This is a genomic window from Spiroplasma endosymbiont of Dromius quadrimaculatus, from assembly GCF_964031155.1.
Classification (GTDB): Bacteria; Bacillota_I; Bacilli_A; order Mycoplasmatales; family Nriv7; genus Nriv7.
The window spans coordinates 756,681-771,578 of record NZ_OZ035010.1; the positions used below are offsets into that span (position 1 = coordinate 756,681).

The 14,898-nt window shown below is 24.9% G+C and carries 22 protein-coding genes; 19 read left to right on the forward strand and 3 right to left on the reverse strand.

Annotation, left to right across the window (positions count from 1 at the left end):
• Positions 1–12 precede the first annotated feature (12 nt).
• Both AAHM88_RS04265 and AAHM88_RS04270 read left to right on the forward strand, forming a co-directional pair.
• Positions 13–429 carry a hypothetical protein gene (locus tag AAHM88_RS04265; protein WP_342262314.1) on the forward strand — a complete coding sequence of 139 codons (417 nt, stop codon included), beginning with the start codon at positions 13–15 and terminating at the stop codon, positions 427–429.
• 76 nt (positions 430–505) lie between these two features.
• Positions 506–1,588 carry a DDE-type integrase/transposase/recombinase gene (locus AAHM88_RS04270; protein WP_342262315.1) on the forward strand — a complete coding sequence of 361 codons (1,083 nt, stop codon included), beginning with the start codon at positions 506–508 and terminating at the stop codon, positions 1,586–1,588.
• Between the two features lie 98 nt (positions 1,589–1,686).
• Here AAHM88_RS04270 and AAHM88_RS04275 read toward each other — a convergent pair whose 3' ends face one another.
• Positions 1,687–3,513, reverse strand: coding sequence for an ETX/MTX2 family pore-forming toxin (locus tag AAHM88_RS04275; protein ID WP_342262316.1), 1,827 nt, complete (start codon positions 3,511–3,513; stop codon positions 1,687–1,689).
• 671 nt (positions 3,514–4,184) lie between these two features.
• Positions 4,185–4,514 (reverse strand): hypothetical protein, encoded by a 330-nt coding sequence (locus AAHM88_RS04280; protein ID WP_342262317.1) that lies wholly within the window; start codon positions 4,512–4,514, stop codon positions 4,185–4,187.
• Between the two features lie 385 nt (positions 4,515–4,899).
• Between AAHM88_RS04280 and AAHM88_RS04285 the strand changes: the two genes are divergently transcribed.
• From AAHM88_RS04285 to AAHM88_RS07465, 12 genes are all read left to right on the forward strand, one after another.
• The gene (locus tag AAHM88_RS04285; RefSeq protein WP_342262318.1) at positions 4,900–5,094 is read left to right on the forward strand and encodes a hypothetical protein; all 195 of its coding nucleotides are present in this window, start codon (positions 4,900–4,902) and stop codon (positions 5,092–5,094) included.
• A gap of 30 nt (positions 5,095–5,124) precedes the next feature.
• On the forward strand, positions 5,125–5,337 hold the full coding sequence (locus AAHM88_RS04290; protein ID WP_215826178.1) for a hypothetical protein: 213 nt from the start codon (positions 5,125–5,127) through the stop codon (positions 5,335–5,337).
• 164 nt (positions 5,338–5,501) lie between these two features.
• Positions 5,502–5,732 carry a hypothetical protein gene (locus tag AAHM88_RS04295; RefSeq protein ID WP_342223610.1) on the forward strand — a complete coding sequence of 77 codons (231 nt, stop codon included), beginning with the start codon at positions 5,502–5,504 and terminating at the stop codon, positions 5,730–5,732.
• A 15-nt stretch (positions 5,733–5,747) separates the two neighbouring features.
• Positions 5,748–5,990 (forward strand): hypothetical protein, encoded by a 243-nt coding sequence (locus tag AAHM88_RS04300; protein WP_342262319.1) that lies wholly within the window; start codon positions 5,748–5,750, stop codon positions 5,988–5,990.
• A gap of 101 nt (positions 5,991–6,091) precedes the next feature.
• Positions 6,092–7,012, forward strand: coding sequence for a hypothetical protein (locus AAHM88_RS04305; protein ID WP_342262320.1), 921 nt, complete (start codon positions 6,092–6,094; stop codon positions 7,010–7,012).
• 13 nt (positions 7,013–7,025) lie between these two features.
• Positions 7,026–7,352, forward strand: a complete 327-nt coding sequence (locus AAHM88_RS04310; RefSeq protein WP_342262321.1) for a hypothetical protein — start codon at positions 7,026–7,028, stop codon at positions 7,350–7,352.
• Between the two features lie 10 nt (positions 7,353–7,362).
• Positions 7,363–7,608: a hypothetical protein gene (locus AAHM88_RS04315; RefSeq protein WP_338967003.1), complete on the forward strand. Its 246-nt coding sequence runs from the start codon at positions 7,363–7,365 to the stop codon at positions 7,606–7,608.
• Positions 7,609–7,611: 3 nt separating this feature from the next.
• Positions 7,612–7,995: a hypothetical protein gene (locus AAHM88_RS04320; protein WP_342262322.1), complete on the forward strand. Its 384-nt coding sequence runs from the start codon at positions 7,612–7,614 to the stop codon at positions 7,993–7,995.
• A 103-nt stretch (positions 7,996–8,098) separates the two neighbouring features.
• Positions 8,099–9,859, forward strand: a complete 1,761-nt coding sequence (locus tag AAHM88_RS04325; protein WP_342262323.1) for a hypothetical protein — start codon at positions 8,099–8,101, stop codon at positions 9,857–9,859.
• A 52-nt stretch (positions 9,860–9,911) separates the two neighbouring features.
• The gene (locus AAHM88_RS04330; protein WP_342262324.1) at positions 9,912–10,331 is read left to right on the forward strand and encodes a hypothetical protein; all 420 of its coding nucleotides are present in this window, start codon (positions 9,912–9,914) and stop codon (positions 10,329–10,331) included.
• Positions 10,332–10,408: 77 nt separating this feature from the next.
• Complete coding sequence (locus AAHM88_RS04335; RefSeq protein WP_342262325.1) at positions 10,409–11,338, forward strand: transposase family protein; 930 nt, start codon at positions 10,409–10,411, stop codon at positions 11,336–11,338.
• Positions 11,313–11,492, forward strand: coding sequence for an integrase core domain-containing protein (locus AAHM88_RS07465; RefSeq protein WP_425289539.1), 180 nt, complete (start codon positions 11,313–11,315; stop codon positions 11,490–11,492). Before AAHM88_RS04335 ends, AAHM88_RS07465 begins: the two co-directional genes overlap by 26 nt.
• Before the next feature lie 151 nt (positions 11,493–11,643).
• Here AAHM88_RS07465 and AAHM88_RS04340 read toward each other — a convergent pair whose 3' ends face one another.
• Complete coding sequence (locus AAHM88_RS04340) at positions 11,644–12,771, reverse strand: hypothetical protein (protein WP_342262326.1); 1,128 nt, start codon at positions 12,769–12,771, stop codon at positions 11,644–11,646.
• 519 nt (positions 12,772–13,290) lie between these two features.
• Here AAHM88_RS04340 and AAHM88_RS04345 point away from each other — a divergent pair.
• The 5 genes from AAHM88_RS04345 to AAHM88_RS04365 all read left to right on the forward strand — a co-directional run bounded on the left by AAHM88_RS04345 (position 13,291) and on the right by AAHM88_RS04365 (position 14,861).
• Complete coding sequence (locus AAHM88_RS04345) at positions 13,291–13,620, forward strand: hypothetical protein (RefSeq protein ID WP_215826203.1); 330 nt, start codon at positions 13,291–13,293, stop codon at positions 13,618–13,620.
• Positions 13,621–13,789: 169 nt separating this feature from the next.
• Positions 13,790–13,966: a hypothetical protein gene (locus AAHM88_RS04350; RefSeq protein WP_342262327.1), complete on the forward strand. Its 177-nt coding sequence runs from the start codon at positions 13,790–13,792 to the stop codon at positions 13,964–13,966.
• A gap of 29 nt (positions 13,967–13,995) precedes the next feature.
• Complete coding sequence (locus AAHM88_RS04355) at positions 13,996–14,208, forward strand: hypothetical protein (RefSeq protein ID WP_215825617.1); 213 nt, start codon at positions 13,996–13,998, stop codon at positions 14,206–14,208.
• A gap of 164 nt (positions 14,209–14,372) precedes the next feature.
• Positions 14,373–14,603 (forward strand): hypothetical protein, encoded by a 231-nt coding sequence (locus AAHM88_RS04360; protein WP_342262328.1) that lies wholly within the window; start codon positions 14,373–14,375, stop codon positions 14,601–14,603.
• Positions 14,604–14,618: 15 nt separating this feature from the next.
• Positions 14,619–14,861 (forward strand): hypothetical protein, encoded by a 243-nt coding sequence (locus AAHM88_RS04365; protein WP_342262309.1) that lies wholly within the window; start codon positions 14,619–14,621, stop codon positions 14,859–14,861.
• Positions 14,862–14,898: the final 37 nt, after the last annotated feature.

A 14,898-nucleotide genomic window follows, 5' to 3' on the forward strand; every position in this document is an offset into this window, starting at 1 on the left:
GGATTTTTCTTTATGCGAAAATTTTTATCAGCTTTAAATTTAGTATGTGTAATGTTTATTTTTGGATGTAGAAGTAATGTTTCTGAAAAAAAATTACAATTTTCTAGTTTAAATAATACATTTTTTAATATAGAGAGTTTTGGCTCTGCTGGAAGAATAACTTTTTATGATGAAAGTGTTCGTTTTCCAGATGATATGTCTGAAAAAAGCTTTTTAATCGAAAATCAAAGTATTAATAATCCTATAAAGGATTTTTTTAAACGAAAAGGTGTTTATAAACCAAAACCATCTGAAGATATATTGACTACTTATGGCTGAGAAATTCCTAAACTTGAAAGTATTAAAGTGTCATTTGTTTATTTAGATAGATATCAATTAAATAAACCACAATATTTTATAAGTTCATTTTTAGCAAAAATACCTAATTAATTAGCAATTTTAATAAATATGTTTGAAAATCGTATTTTTTGTAATACGGTTTTCTTAATTTAAGGAGTTTAAAAAAATGAAATATATTATTTCCCAAACTGATTTAGCAGATTTAAAAGCAAAAATCCAAAGTTGACTAAGTGCTAATTGCCGTAATCCTTATTACTATAAAACTAAAAAACGCATTACTGCCTATTTAAATTTATGTACTTATTTTTATATTGAAGAAACTACTTTAACAAAACTTATTAAAAAATATTTTAAGAATGCAACGAAAACCTTTTATCGTTGGGCACAAAAAATTATGACCGCGTATTATTCTGACAATTTAGATTTGTTATTGTTTAAAACTACAAAACCACAAAATCTTAATTATCAATATAGTTTAAATTCTCGCAAAAAATTATGTGATTTATATTTTGATTACAAAAATCTTCAAGCTGGCGGAATGTGGTCTTTATTTAACAATTTAAAAATCGGTTTTCACGATATTAAAAATTCAGAAGTTCCGAAAAACATCAAAACTTTTTATCGTTGAATTAAATCTGACCCTCGCTGAAAAGAATTAAAACAACAAATCAAACAAATAAAACGCCATTTTAAGCGTTATGAAGTTTCTGAGATTGGTCTTTTACAAATGGATGCTAAAATTATTACCACATCAAATTTTCCGGTTGATAAAAAATATTACATTTATGATTTCATTGACGAAATGACACGCATAGTATTTGGTTATGTTTATGATAGTTTAGGAACCAATAACGCAATTAATGCCATGCAAAAAGCAATGAAAGATTTTAGCAAGCTTGGCATAACAATTAAACGCTTTCGTACTGATAATGCTCCCGAATTTACTACTACTAACTGAAGTAATAAAAAATCGTACAAAGTAAAAGAAAGGTCTTTTACAACCTTTCTTTCAAAAAATGGAATTGTTCACGAAACTACACCGATTCGTTCGCCACAATCAAACGGTAAGATTGAACGATTCCATCAACATTATACTAAATTATTTTATGCCAAAGATAAAAAATTAAACCAAAACGAACTTCAACATTATTTAAACAAATATTATTACTTTTATAATTTTGAACGCCGTCATTCATCATTAAACACTAAAACTCCGTTTCAAACATTACAAAAATTTTTAACAAAGTAATTTCTAGAAGTTTAAATAATTATTTTTTATAAAATATTTAATTTGTTGCTCCGGTTACGGAAGTGTCCGTTCCTAAAAAACTTAATATTTTCTCATTTTTATTTTACTTCATGAAACTCAATATTACCATCAAATCCTTTTTTTAATGACCTACTGGCTTTTCCATTAAAAGTTATGGTGTCATCATTATTTATTGTAATTTCTTGTGGTAAAAGATTATATTCTTTTAATTTTTGCATAATTTCTTTAATTGAAATTTTAAATGATTTTTCTTCATTACTTGTGTTTGTTATTTGTAAAATAATTTCACCATAAATATTTTGTGTTAATTTTAATGTTACTTGTGCTAAAACTTCATCTAATGAAGCAGTAACCTTAATCTTTTGATTTGGGTTAACTTCAATTTCTTGTGAAGGTAATTCCACTTCTGAAATTTCTTTAAATTCATTTGTTTTACTGTTTGAAAAATCAAATGTATTACTTAAAGTTTTTGTTTCTGATGACATATTTGTATTTGAAGAACCATAATTGCCTCCGACTCCGGCAGTAGCAGAAACTTCTTCAAAAGGTCATATTTCTCCGCTTGTACTTAATTCAATATTTCAATTATGTTCCATACTTGAAGTAGAAGTTTGTTCCCTTCTTTTTTCTTCACTGTTTGTTTTACTTAAACCTGTAGTAATTTGAGAATTTACGGTTGTTTCTTTTGTATATTTACAACTTGGTGTTTTCATATTCTGTTTTTCAGGTAAATTATTAAATAATGTGGTTGTTCCAAAACAAATACTTTTACTATTTTTATTGTATGTTGGTTCAATATTTTTTGTTGCTGTTACATCTGAATATATTAAATCATTTGTATTAATATTTTTAATTTCTTTTAAAGTAGTTGATTTGTTCTTATCTCTAAAACTTAAAAATATACCTTTTTTAATTAATTCATTCAAATTAATAATTTTATTTTGTTTATTATCTATTACATAGTAAATTTTCTTTTTATCAAAATATTTATTACTATTATTTTTTGCTTTTATTGTAGCTGATGTATTTGTTTTATTAATTACTTCTAATTGCAAAATATCTAAATCAGGATTTAAAAAATTTAATTCATTCAAAATAGCTGTATCACTATTTTTATTAATATTTTCTAAATTACTTATTTTAATTAATTTATTTAAATCTTCTCCGATTGAAAAAGAAACTTTTTTATTGCCGTAATAAGAAGAGCTATCATTTTTTGCTTTAATTGTAGCTGATGTATTTGTTTTATTAATTACTTCTAATTGTGAAGTATCTAAATTAGAATTTTTGAATTTTACTACTGTTAGAATTGTATTTTGATTATTATCATTTAAAGTCCCTAAATTAGTATTTGCAATAAATTCTTCAATGTTTTCAAATTTATTGCTAGGACAATTATCAAAACATTGTAGTTTTACACTACCTTTGTTTAAATTCCCACTATCCCAAATTTCCATGTAAAGTCCATAATTTATTTTTGAAGACATATATATATTATTAATAGTTGAAAAATCATTTCAGATAGCGTTAGCAATTTTCCAATAATGATTTCTAGGACATTCATTTTGATTAAAAGTTATATTGTTAAGTAAATTAATAAATTTAGGTTTAAATATATCATAAGTATTACTTTCCTTATATATTTTTTGAATTTTTATTCAATTATCTCTAGAAAATCAAGGTCAATAGTTACGCTTACCAGTTGAAAAACGCTGACTATTTATTCTATTTTCATTTCGTGATTGACTATATCAACTTCTTTTGATTCTATTTAAATTTTCTAAATTATTTGTTTGTAAATAATTAATTTCACTTTTTACTGAAATTGGGGCATTTCCAACAATGCCTGACATTCCATTTCCCGCTATTGTTATAGTTCCTAAAATTCCTAGTAATTTTTTCATTAACATCAAATTCCTTTCATAAATTTTTACTAATTAATAAAAATTACCAAATAATCAACAACCTTTCTCCAAATTTTAATCTGCAATTTCTTTATCTTGGAGTTTAATTATAAACTATTTTAAGAAATTCCAGTTTTATTTTAAATTTATTATCCCTTTTTTAGGTCGCGTTTAATTTTCTTAGGTATTTTTTGAAAAGGAAAAAATAATCATTTACTATAAAATATTTCAAATATGCAAGTTAAGTATATATTTCTTATGTATGATTTTTGTTGTAAAAAATTATTTTAATGTTGTTTTTATAAGCATTTTACTTAGTTTCTATAGCATTTTATTGAGATTATGTTTGTTAATATTAAATATTTTGTTTTATTACTTATTTTTTAAATAAAATGATAATTAAATTATGATTACTTTTCTTTCAAAATTATTTAAACCTTTTCCTACCTAACAAAACTTTATACACCCCCTTTTTTTTTTTTAAAAAACTGCTTGTGTTTGTCATAAGTCTGTGGTATATTACATTAGTTAAATAACTCAAACTAACATTGATAATTAACGGTCGGAGCATACGCTTTCCGCACCGTTTAAACACCTTAAAAACTAACTAAGTTTTTTTGTATTTTTTTATTATATTACCCCCCGTATTGTTAAAACACCATAAACCAGCTTTAAAATGAATTTTTAAAATAATCAAAACTTTCAACTTTTTTATAATGTTCTTTTTCGGCAACAAAAAAACCTAATAACTCATGACCTAAAATCAAACTAGATTCTTGCCCTTTATTATTAACCAAAACCAATTGATATTCACCATCTTTAATTATTCCAATACAAATAGAATTTTCATATTTCCCTTTATAAACAAATTTTTTTGAAAACCAAATACCAGCAGGTTCATATAATCACGGAATTTTTGGTGCTTTAATAAGCATTGCCTTTTGCGTTTCTTTTAAAAGAAATTTTTCAGTATTTAAAAAAATATTTTCAATATTTCGCATGTACATACCACACCCTTACAATATTTAGTTATATTAACTTAGTTATATTTAACTTAGTCTTTTAACTTAGTTTAATATAGTTCTCTTTAAACTCTTTCTTTAAACTAAATTAACATAACTTGTTAGTAAACTTCGTTTACTAAAAACTTAGTTTATCAACAACAAGACACAAAAAAATACAAGGCATAACTAAAAATAATAAATATTAATTTAACCTTATATTTCTTGTAATAAATAAATGAGCTCGTATTTATTTATTAATTAACAGCAAGTTTGTAGAAACCAAAATCTTGTCATATGTATATGGTTTCTACAAGTTATTTAACTAAGTTATTGCAATTTTTTGATTTGATGTAGTAAAAAAAATAGTTTTGGAGTTTTAAAAATGAAAATGTGAGTTAGTGTGGATGAGCCTGGTATAGATTATTGTCAAGAGTTTATATATTCTATTGATAAAAAAACTGGATTAGAACAAAAAATTTGAGTGTCTAAATTTGTAGTTGATTCTATTAGAACTGATTTAGTTGGTAATAATTGACTTTGTGTTGATTTTGTTGAACATAATTGTTTAAAAAAATAAATTAATTAAAAAATTAAGGAGAAAAGAAAGATGAGTATATTTGGGCTAGTGTTCTTTACGATTTTAACATTATTACTAGCATATTATATTGCGGTTAATATTTATCGGTTTTTTAAAGATAAAAAGAAATATGGTAGTGAAGCAAAACAATTGCCAAAAGATTTTACTTATGCACAACGAATATTTATTGCAAAGTTTAAGCGAAATTTATTAGAACAAGATGAAAAAGAAATTAAAAAGTAGGTTTAGAAAATGTTTAAAAAAATAATTATTGAGTTAATTGAATTAATTTATCCAACCGCTGATTTACCACCCCAAGTTGTATTTTTGTTTTCAATTTTAATAATTGTAATGCTGTTTTCAGCCATTATTTTTCTACTTTTTTGACCTTTTAAGCGGTAATTATTATGTTTTTAGTTGCTTGAAAAGATTTAGATTGAGAAATGACAAAATTGTATTTTTGGGATTTATTTATTCAAATTAAAGTTATTCCGGCGTGAGTTTCTGGTAAAGAAATTGATTTAACCAAAGAACTACTTTGACTTTTAATAGCAAATATTGCGTTTTGAATGGTATTAGTAATTATTGTCTTATTTATGGTTATTTTATTTTATAAGGTTAAATCATATTTTGTTTAGAAAGGGGGTGATTATATGTTTAGAACTTTCTTAGCAGAAGTAACTACACCAGTAGCTATTACTGGTGAACAAGCGGTTACTAACTTATGAAAAGCATTAATTACAGCGTTCGGTAATATTTGAACCGATATTATTGGTGGTAATATGCCTAATGTTGTTAATTTTTTTGCTACATATTGAGTTTTCTTGCTTGGTGTAATTATTGGTTTATTTTTAATTGCTTTCAAAATGTTTGAAAAATTAATGCCCGGCAGATAGTAATAAAAATAAAGAAAGTGTGATTTAAGTGATGCTATTGTTTAAAAAAATAAATTTAAGATTATATGATTTTGTCGCTTTAAATCGCACTTTATTTATTATTGCGTGATTCTTATGGTGCGATTTTGCATTATTATAATCCTCAAAGTTGAAGAATGTTATTTGATATTATTTATTTATTAATTGCTTTGTATATTTTATATACTAAAATTTCTCATTTTTTTGCTCGTCGTAGTTTTATTAATTTCTTATTAAATTCCCCTTTAAATTTAGTAATTGGTGCTTTAGGGACTGGAAAAACCGCTTTAATGGTTTTAGCTTCTTACTTATTAAGTGGTTGAAAAACGATTTCTACTTTTCCAATTACTAATAAACAAATGCTTTCATTAGGGCATATGTCGTTATTAGATTATAATTATCCAATTTTAGATGAAAAACATTTACTGTTATGAGATGAAACCAACTTATTTTTAGAAGGAACTGACTATAAAGAAAATGATAGGGTAACTCAAGGTTTACAAGAATATTTTGCTTCAGCACGACAATTTACTCATATCGTATTAGCAAGTGGACAACGAGCCGAGCATATCTGAGTTAAAGTTCGTGATATTGCGAATTCAATAATTGTTGGCATTAGAAAAAAACCAGTTAGTATCTTTCGTCCTTATTTACAAGTTATTTATGGCACTTTTAAATCGGTAAGCGAATACGAACAATGACGATTAACTCTGATTAATGCTAAAAATGATAAAAAAGGTCGCAAAATCAAGTATCGTAGCATTCCGGAATTAGATATTTATTTCTTTAAATTAAAAATTCCGATGTCAATTTTAAACCTTTATGATAATAAATATTTATCATTCTTGCGCGAATTAAGTAATCGTGCTTTGAATGATAATTATCAACATAAATTTTGAAATGATAATGTAATGGATATTGAAGCGTTAGAATATTTAAAAATGGAAAAATTCAGTAAGATACTTACTAAGTTAAAAAATAATCTGAATAAGAAAAACAAGTAAAGGAGTTTAAAAAATGGAAAACTTAGAAAAAATGGCTAGCTTGATTGGCGATATGTTTTATAAAGTTTTTGATTTAATTTGAACTTTAACCATTCCTGGAACAGATATTCGCGTTATTATTTTTCCGCTAATTATGCTTGTTATCAATCTTGTAATTGGTGGCATTTTAGGTATTCATATTGAACGACCAAAAGTTGGTTTTCATAAAAAATATCGAAAATCAGTTGCTAATTGAGGAACTAAAAAACAATCATCTAGTGGTCCAATTAAGAAATTTAGTGGTAATAGTCCTAAAAACAGACCGTGAGTTAACCAGCACGGACGGCGAATAAAAAGGTAGGTATTTTAAAATGTTTAAATTAATAATTTTATTTATTCTTGTTGCTGTTTTTTCTATTTTTGCTTTAAATGACTTTTTAGGTTTATGAGCCTATGTGCGTGAGGGTTTAGAATATTTTAATAAAGTTCTATCAAATAATATTAAAATTTTAGATTTGTTTAAACCAATGATAAGGTTATTTTCTCAACATCCGATTTTCCAAATTTTAGGAACGATTTGTATTTTATCAACAATATATTTAATTTTAAGGAGTTAAAAAATGAAAAAGTTAAAGAAAATATTAGGTATTAAATGATTTAAAAGTGTTTTAGGTTTTATACATTTTTTTATTATACTTCATAGTGTTGTTATTATAATTTGAATATTTTTAACGGTCCTTCAAATTAAAGGGGATAAATTTTTTAAAGATTTTATACCATTAAATTTTCAAAGTGTATTTTTTAAGGTGTATTTTTGATTATTAATCATTTATTTCTTAATAACTGGTATTAAGTTAATTATTAGAGGTTATTACTTTAATAAAATTTTTAGAAAGCACCAAATGCAAGTTGTTAATTGTGAATGTCCACAACATCAACATTATAAATTTTCTGATGCTGTTAAAGCAATAAAAAAGAGTTTTAAGGCGTGATGAGATGGATAAGATTATTTCTTGATTTATTTATAATGTTTATTGGTTTGGTGCCATTAGAGGCGTTCTTTGATACAAAACAACCACCAAAACCTAATATAGAACAATTCTCTTTATGAAACGAGAAAAACGAGCCACAAATCCTAGTCAATGTGGTAATGATTGTAAATTGGAGTTTGTTAGTTTAGATAATACATTATTTCAATATCCATATTCATTGCAAAATATAGGCAATTTAATTTTTTACGGTGGCATTAGTCGCTTACCTAGTGATATAGAAGAACGATTTAAATATCATAATTATATAAGTTTTGAAATTGAAAAAGGTGTTGTCCTTGATAAAATTGTGAAATTTTATAAGGATAATGGAGTTTATGGCACTTATAAGAATAGTATTGGTTATTTAATTGATAAGATTATTAATGTTAAATTTTCTATTAGTTTTAAAAGTACTGATTATTATATAACTTCATTCTCAGCGGAAATGTCTCCTCTACCTGAAAAAGATAGAGAGCAACCGTTACCCACGGAAATAACTAGAAATGATGGCGAGTATGATTATATTCAGTTTCAAGATAAGTTAGACTATTTGATGATACAACGCCGAGATTTTGATAAATTTAATTATAGTTATTTATATTGAGTACCTATTTTTAATTTCTTTGACGATAATTTTAAATATATGAGTGAAATTTCAATTAAATTAAATGGTTTTAAACAAAATAGTAAATTTAGTTTAAGTCGCAAAAATTCATATCCTTATCCTGATATGATTGAAAAAGTTATTTTTAGAGAACTTTCCTTTTCTAGTTTTGGTGATGTTATTACTATAAAAACTGAGCACGGTAGCATTGTGGGTAGTAATGAGTTTTTAGAAAATGGTAAATCGCTTTGAAAATCTGGCTCGCAAACAAGTTTTGGAGGAGATTTTATTAATACCTTTTTTGGACAAGTTAATTATTATGGTAATACTTTCCATTTTTTACGCTATGATGACAAATTAAAGAATGATTTTAAAGATTTTATGCTCCATTATCAAAAAAATTTAACTGTTGATTTTATTAATGGTTTATTTAATAAAATTTATAAAGTTTTAGGTGAGTTTTTTGTACAATTCTTTTATGCCAGTTTTGATATGGATGCCTCTACTTATGTAGAATTATATTACAAAGGGATACGACAAATTCCTAAAAATGTTTTACAAATGGGCTTTTTCTATCGCTCCTTAATTACTTTTTATCCCAAACAATATTTAATTAACTTTGGTTCGGCAATCGAAAATAGTAAAAATATGATTTTTCGTTCCTATTTTTTTGTTAAAGATAAACAAATTGCCAATGGTTTTAATACTGGTAAAAGTTCTTATCAAATAGATTTTAATGTTTTAAAAGCGTATGATAACCAATTATGAAACACCACTAGTAATAAACTGCATTTTTATAACGCCAAAGTCGATGTAATGTATGGAATTAATATTTTTACACTGACTTTCCCACTATATAAAAAGAAAGGTGAAAGTACTGAATATCATTATTCTTTATACGATTTTAACATTTTGAATTCAACAGCTTTTATTGGTGGCGGAATAAGTGGTAATATGAATGACTTAATTCCTACGCCTAATTGTTCTTATTGGGGATTATTTAGTGCTATATCTTGTGGTATTCAGCATGCTTCTGTTAGCGTGTTAAATTGATTACTTGGTCTTTCAGGGATTAATCTTTTAATTCGCCCCCTTGCGGATATTGCTAAAACAACGATTAATTTTACAAAAACTGCCTTCCCGGTATTTGAAGTTATTCCGGCATTTCAAATGTTATTTGAGTTTGTAGTGCCATTAGCAATCTTATTAATGATATTAAAAAAGTTTTCTTAAATATCTCTAATTATTATATAATGTAATTTCTTTGAAAGGAGGATTTTTATTTATGTGAAAAAAAAGTTTAACCGCATTAAGTTTAATAAATGTAATATTAGTTTCTGCTTGTAATTCTGTTAATAGTAAAATTGAAAAAAAATATGATTTGGAGTTTGTTAGTTTAGATAATACATTACTTCAATATCCATATTCATTGCAAAATATAGGCAATTTAATTTTTTACGGTGGCATTAGCCCCTTACCTAGCGATATAGAAGAACGATTTAAATATCATAATTATATAAGTTTTGAAATTGAAAAAGGTGTTGTCCTTGATAAAATTGTGAAATTTTATAAGGATAATGGAGTTTATGGCACTTATAAGAATAGTATTGGTTATTTAATTGATAAGATTATTAATGTTAAATTTTCTATTAGTTTTAAAAGTAATGATTATTATATAACCTCATTTTCAGCTGGAAAACCCTAATTAATTAATAATTTAATAAATATTTTTGAAAATCGTATTTTTTGTAATACGATTTTCTTAATTTAAGGAGTTTAAAAATGAAATATATTATTTCTCAAGCTGATTTAGCAGATTTAAAAGCAAAAATCCAAAGTTGATTAAGTGCTAATAGCCGTAATCCTTATTACTATAAAACTAAAAAACGCATTACTGCCTATTTAAATTTATGCACTTATTTTTATATGGAAGAAACTACTTTAACAAAACTTATTAAAAAATATTTTAAGAATGCAACGAAAACCTTTTATCGTTGGGCAGAAAAAATTATGACCGCTTATTATTCTGACAATTTAGATTTGTTATTGTTTAAAACTACAAAACCACAAAATCTTAATTATCAATATAGCTTAAATTCTCGTGAAAAAGTATGTGATTTATATTTTGATTACAAAAATCTTCAAGCCGGTGGAATGTGGTCTTTATTTAACAATTTAAAAATCGGTTTTCACGATATTAAAAATTCAGAAGTTCCTAAAAATATCAAAACTTTTTATCGTTGAATTAAATCTGACCCTCGTTGAAAAGAATTAAAACAGCAAATTAAACAAACTAAACGCTATTTTAAGCGTTATGAAGTTTCTGAGATTGGTCTTTTACAAATGGATGCTAAAATTATTACCACATCAAATTTTCCGGTTGATAAAAAATATTATATTTATGATTTCATTGACGAAATAACACGCATAGTATTTGGCTATGTTTATGATAGTTTAGGAACTAATAACGCAATTAATGCCGTGCAAAGAGCAATGAAAGATTTTAGCGAACTTGGCATAACAATTAAACGCCTTCGTACTGATAATGCTCCGGAATTTACCACTACTAATTGAAGTAATAAAAAAGCATATAAAGTAAAAGAAAGGCCTTTTACAACCTTTCTTTCAAAAAGCGCAATCGTTTCACGAAACGACACCAATTCGTTCGCCTCAATCCAATGGGAAGATTGAACGTTTCCACCAACATTATAACAAATTATTTTATTCCAAGGATAAAAAATTAAATCAAAATGAACTTCAACATTATTTAAACAAATATTATTACTTTTATAACTTTGAACGCTGTCATTCAGCATTAAACACTAAAACCCCATTTCAAACATTACAAAAATTTTTAAGAAAATAATTTGCCTATATTTTAAATTGTTATTTTCTTTTTACAAGAAATTAAATTTGTTGTTCCACTTGTTGTTGAACTGATTGGTTACAACCTAAAATTGATAATATTTTTTCATTTTCTTTACACTACATTTTTTACTATTATGATATTTATCTGGTTAATTAATAATATTAATTAGGTATTCTACATCCATTGTAGATTTATAATCTGCTTCAGATACATATACTTTATTATTTTGATTGCTAATTTTAATAATAAATACACTACTATTTATTTCATTAATTTTTCTTGCTATTTTTGTATTATTTTTAATTATATAAAGTCCAATTCTATGGATGCCAAAATAAATATTGTTATTACTATCAACTGCAATGGAATTAATCATAGAGTTAGTTTCTAATTCATTAATTTTTTTGGCCTTTGGTTTTTCTTTAACTAATTCAGTATTTGATAATAAAAAAGCACCGTGATTATTAGTTCCAATATAAACATTGTTATTATTATCAACCGCAATTGAAGGGCTTCGTCCTGTATTTATATTTTTAATTTTTGTTCCTCAATTTTCATTATTTTTTATAACATAAAGAGAATGTCCATTTTCTTTTTTTGTATTAATATATACATTATTGTTATTATCAACAAATGTTAAAAATCCTCAACTTCCTTTTATTCCGCATATTTTTATTGGTTTATCTTCACCATTTTTTAATAAAAAAATGCCTTTATTTTCTATTCAATAAAATTTATTATCATTTTTATCAATAATAAAAGTTAAAACTTTACCTATTATATTAGGTATTTTTTCTGCGTTACTGTTATTATTAATTAATTTATAAATTCCATCATTATTGGAAACAAAATATACAATATTTTGACTATCAATTAGTGATAATCAAACATAATCTTTTATTCCTAAAATTTTTATTGCAGTTATTTCATTATTTTTTAATTTATATCCACCTGTAGATGTAGCAAAATAAACATTATCATTATTATCTATTGTTATTGATTCAATACGAGAATTATTTTCTATACCAGTAATTGTTGATACAATTACTTCATTATTTTTTAATTTATAAACAAGCCCACTCTCAGTACCATAATATACATTACTTTGACTATCGATTGCCATAGAACTAATTCTTTGATTTATACCTAATATTTTTGTAATTATATATTCTTTTTTAATTTCATTTTTTGTTGGAGCCGAGACATTTCCAACAATTCCAGTCATTCCGCTTCCTGCTATTGTCATTGTTCCTAATAATCCTAAAAGTTTTTTCATATTAATCAAATTCCTTTCGTGAATTTTTACTAATTAATAAAATTAATAACACTCTTTCCTTTCTCCAAAAATTAATCTACAGTCTCTTTGCCTTGGAATTTCATTATAAATTATTTTTAAAAATTTCTCGCATTATTTTATAATTTTTTGTCCCTTTTTTAAAAAACTTCTTGTGCTTGTCATAAGTCTGTGGTATATTACATACTTTTGATAATGATATAGAAACCATATACATATGACAAGATTTTGGTTTTTACAAACTTGCTGTTAATTAATAAATATGAGCTCATTTATTTATTACAAGAAATATAAGGTTAAATTAATATTTATTATTTTTAGTTATGCCTTGTATTTTTTTGTGCCTTGATAATAATAAACTAAGTTAATTAGTAAACGAAGTTTACTAACAAATTTTGTTAAACATAAATGTTTAAAAAAATAAATATTTAACTTAGTTAGATAACTAAGCTAAATATAACTTAGTTTAATATAACTAAATATTGTAAGGATGGTATGTATATGAGAAATATTGAAAATATTTTTTTAAACACTGAAAAATATCTTTTAAAAGAAACACAAAATGCAGTACTTATTAAAGCACCAGCAATTCCGTGATTGTATGAATCTACTGGTATTTGGTTTTCGAAACGATTTGTTTATAAAGGAAAATATGAAAATTCTATTTGTATAGGAATAATTAGAGATGGTGAATATCGGTTAGTTTTTATTAATGATAAAGGTCAAGAGTCTAGTTTGATTTTAGGTCATGAGTTGTTAGGTTTTTTTGTTGCTGAAAAAGAACATGATAAAAAGGTTGTAAGTTTTGATTATTTTAAAAATTCATTTTAAAAATGTTTTACGGTGTTTTAAGAATAAGGGTAAATAAAAAAATATTTTAGTTAGTTTTTATGGTGTTTAAACGGTGCGGAAAGCGTATGCTCCGCCCGTTAATTATCGATGTTAGTTGAGTTTGAGTTATTTAACTAAGTTATTGCAATTTTTTTGAGGAGTTTTAGAAATGAAAATGTGAGTTAATGTGGATGAGTATGGCAAAGATTATTGTCAAGAGTTTATATATTCTATTAATAAAAAAACTGGATTAGAACAAAAATTTTGAGCGTCTAAATCTGCAGTTGAATCTGTTAGAACTGATTTAGTCGGTGATAATTGACTTTGTGTTGATATTGCATATTAAAAAATTAGAAAATTAAGGAGAAAAGAAAGATGAGTATATTTGGATTAGTATTTTTTACGATTTTAACATTATTACTAGCATACTATATTGCGGTTAATATTTATCGGTTTTTTAAAGATAAAAAGAAATATGGTAGTGAAGCAAAACAGCTACCAAAAGATTTTACTTATTCACAACGAATATTTATTGCAAAGTTTAAACGAAATTTGTTAGAACAAGATGAAAAAGAAATTAAAAAGTAGGTTTAGAAAATGTTTAAAAAAATAATTATTGAATTAATTGAATTAATTTATCCAACTGCTGATTTACCACCCCAAGTTCTATTTTTGTTTTCAATTTTAATAATTGTAATGCTCTTCTCAGCAATTATTTTTCTACTCTTTTGACCTTTTAAGCGGTAATTATTATGTTTTTAGTTGCTTGAAAAGATTTAGATTGAGAAATGACAAAATTGTATTTTTGAGATTTATTTATCCAAATTACAACTATTCCGGCGTGAGTTTCTGGTAAAGAAATTGATTTAACCAAAGAACCACTTTGACTTTTAATAGCAAATATTGCCTTTTGAATGGTATTAGTATTCACTGTCTTATTTATGGTTATTTTATTTTATAAGGTTAAATCATATTTTGTTTAGAAAGGGGGTGATTATATGTTAATAAATTTCTTAGTAGAAGGAAATACACCAGTAGCAATTACTGGTGAACAAGCGGTTACTAACTTATGAAAAGCATTAATTAAAGCATTTGGTAATATTTGAACTGATATTATTGGTGGCAATATGCCAAATGTCGTTAATTTCTTTGCTACATATTGAGTTTTCTTGCTTGGCGTGATTATTGGTTTATTTTTAATCGCTTTCAAAATGTTTGAAAAATTAATGCCTGGCAGATAGTAATAAAAATAAAGAAAGTGTGATTTAAGTGATGCTA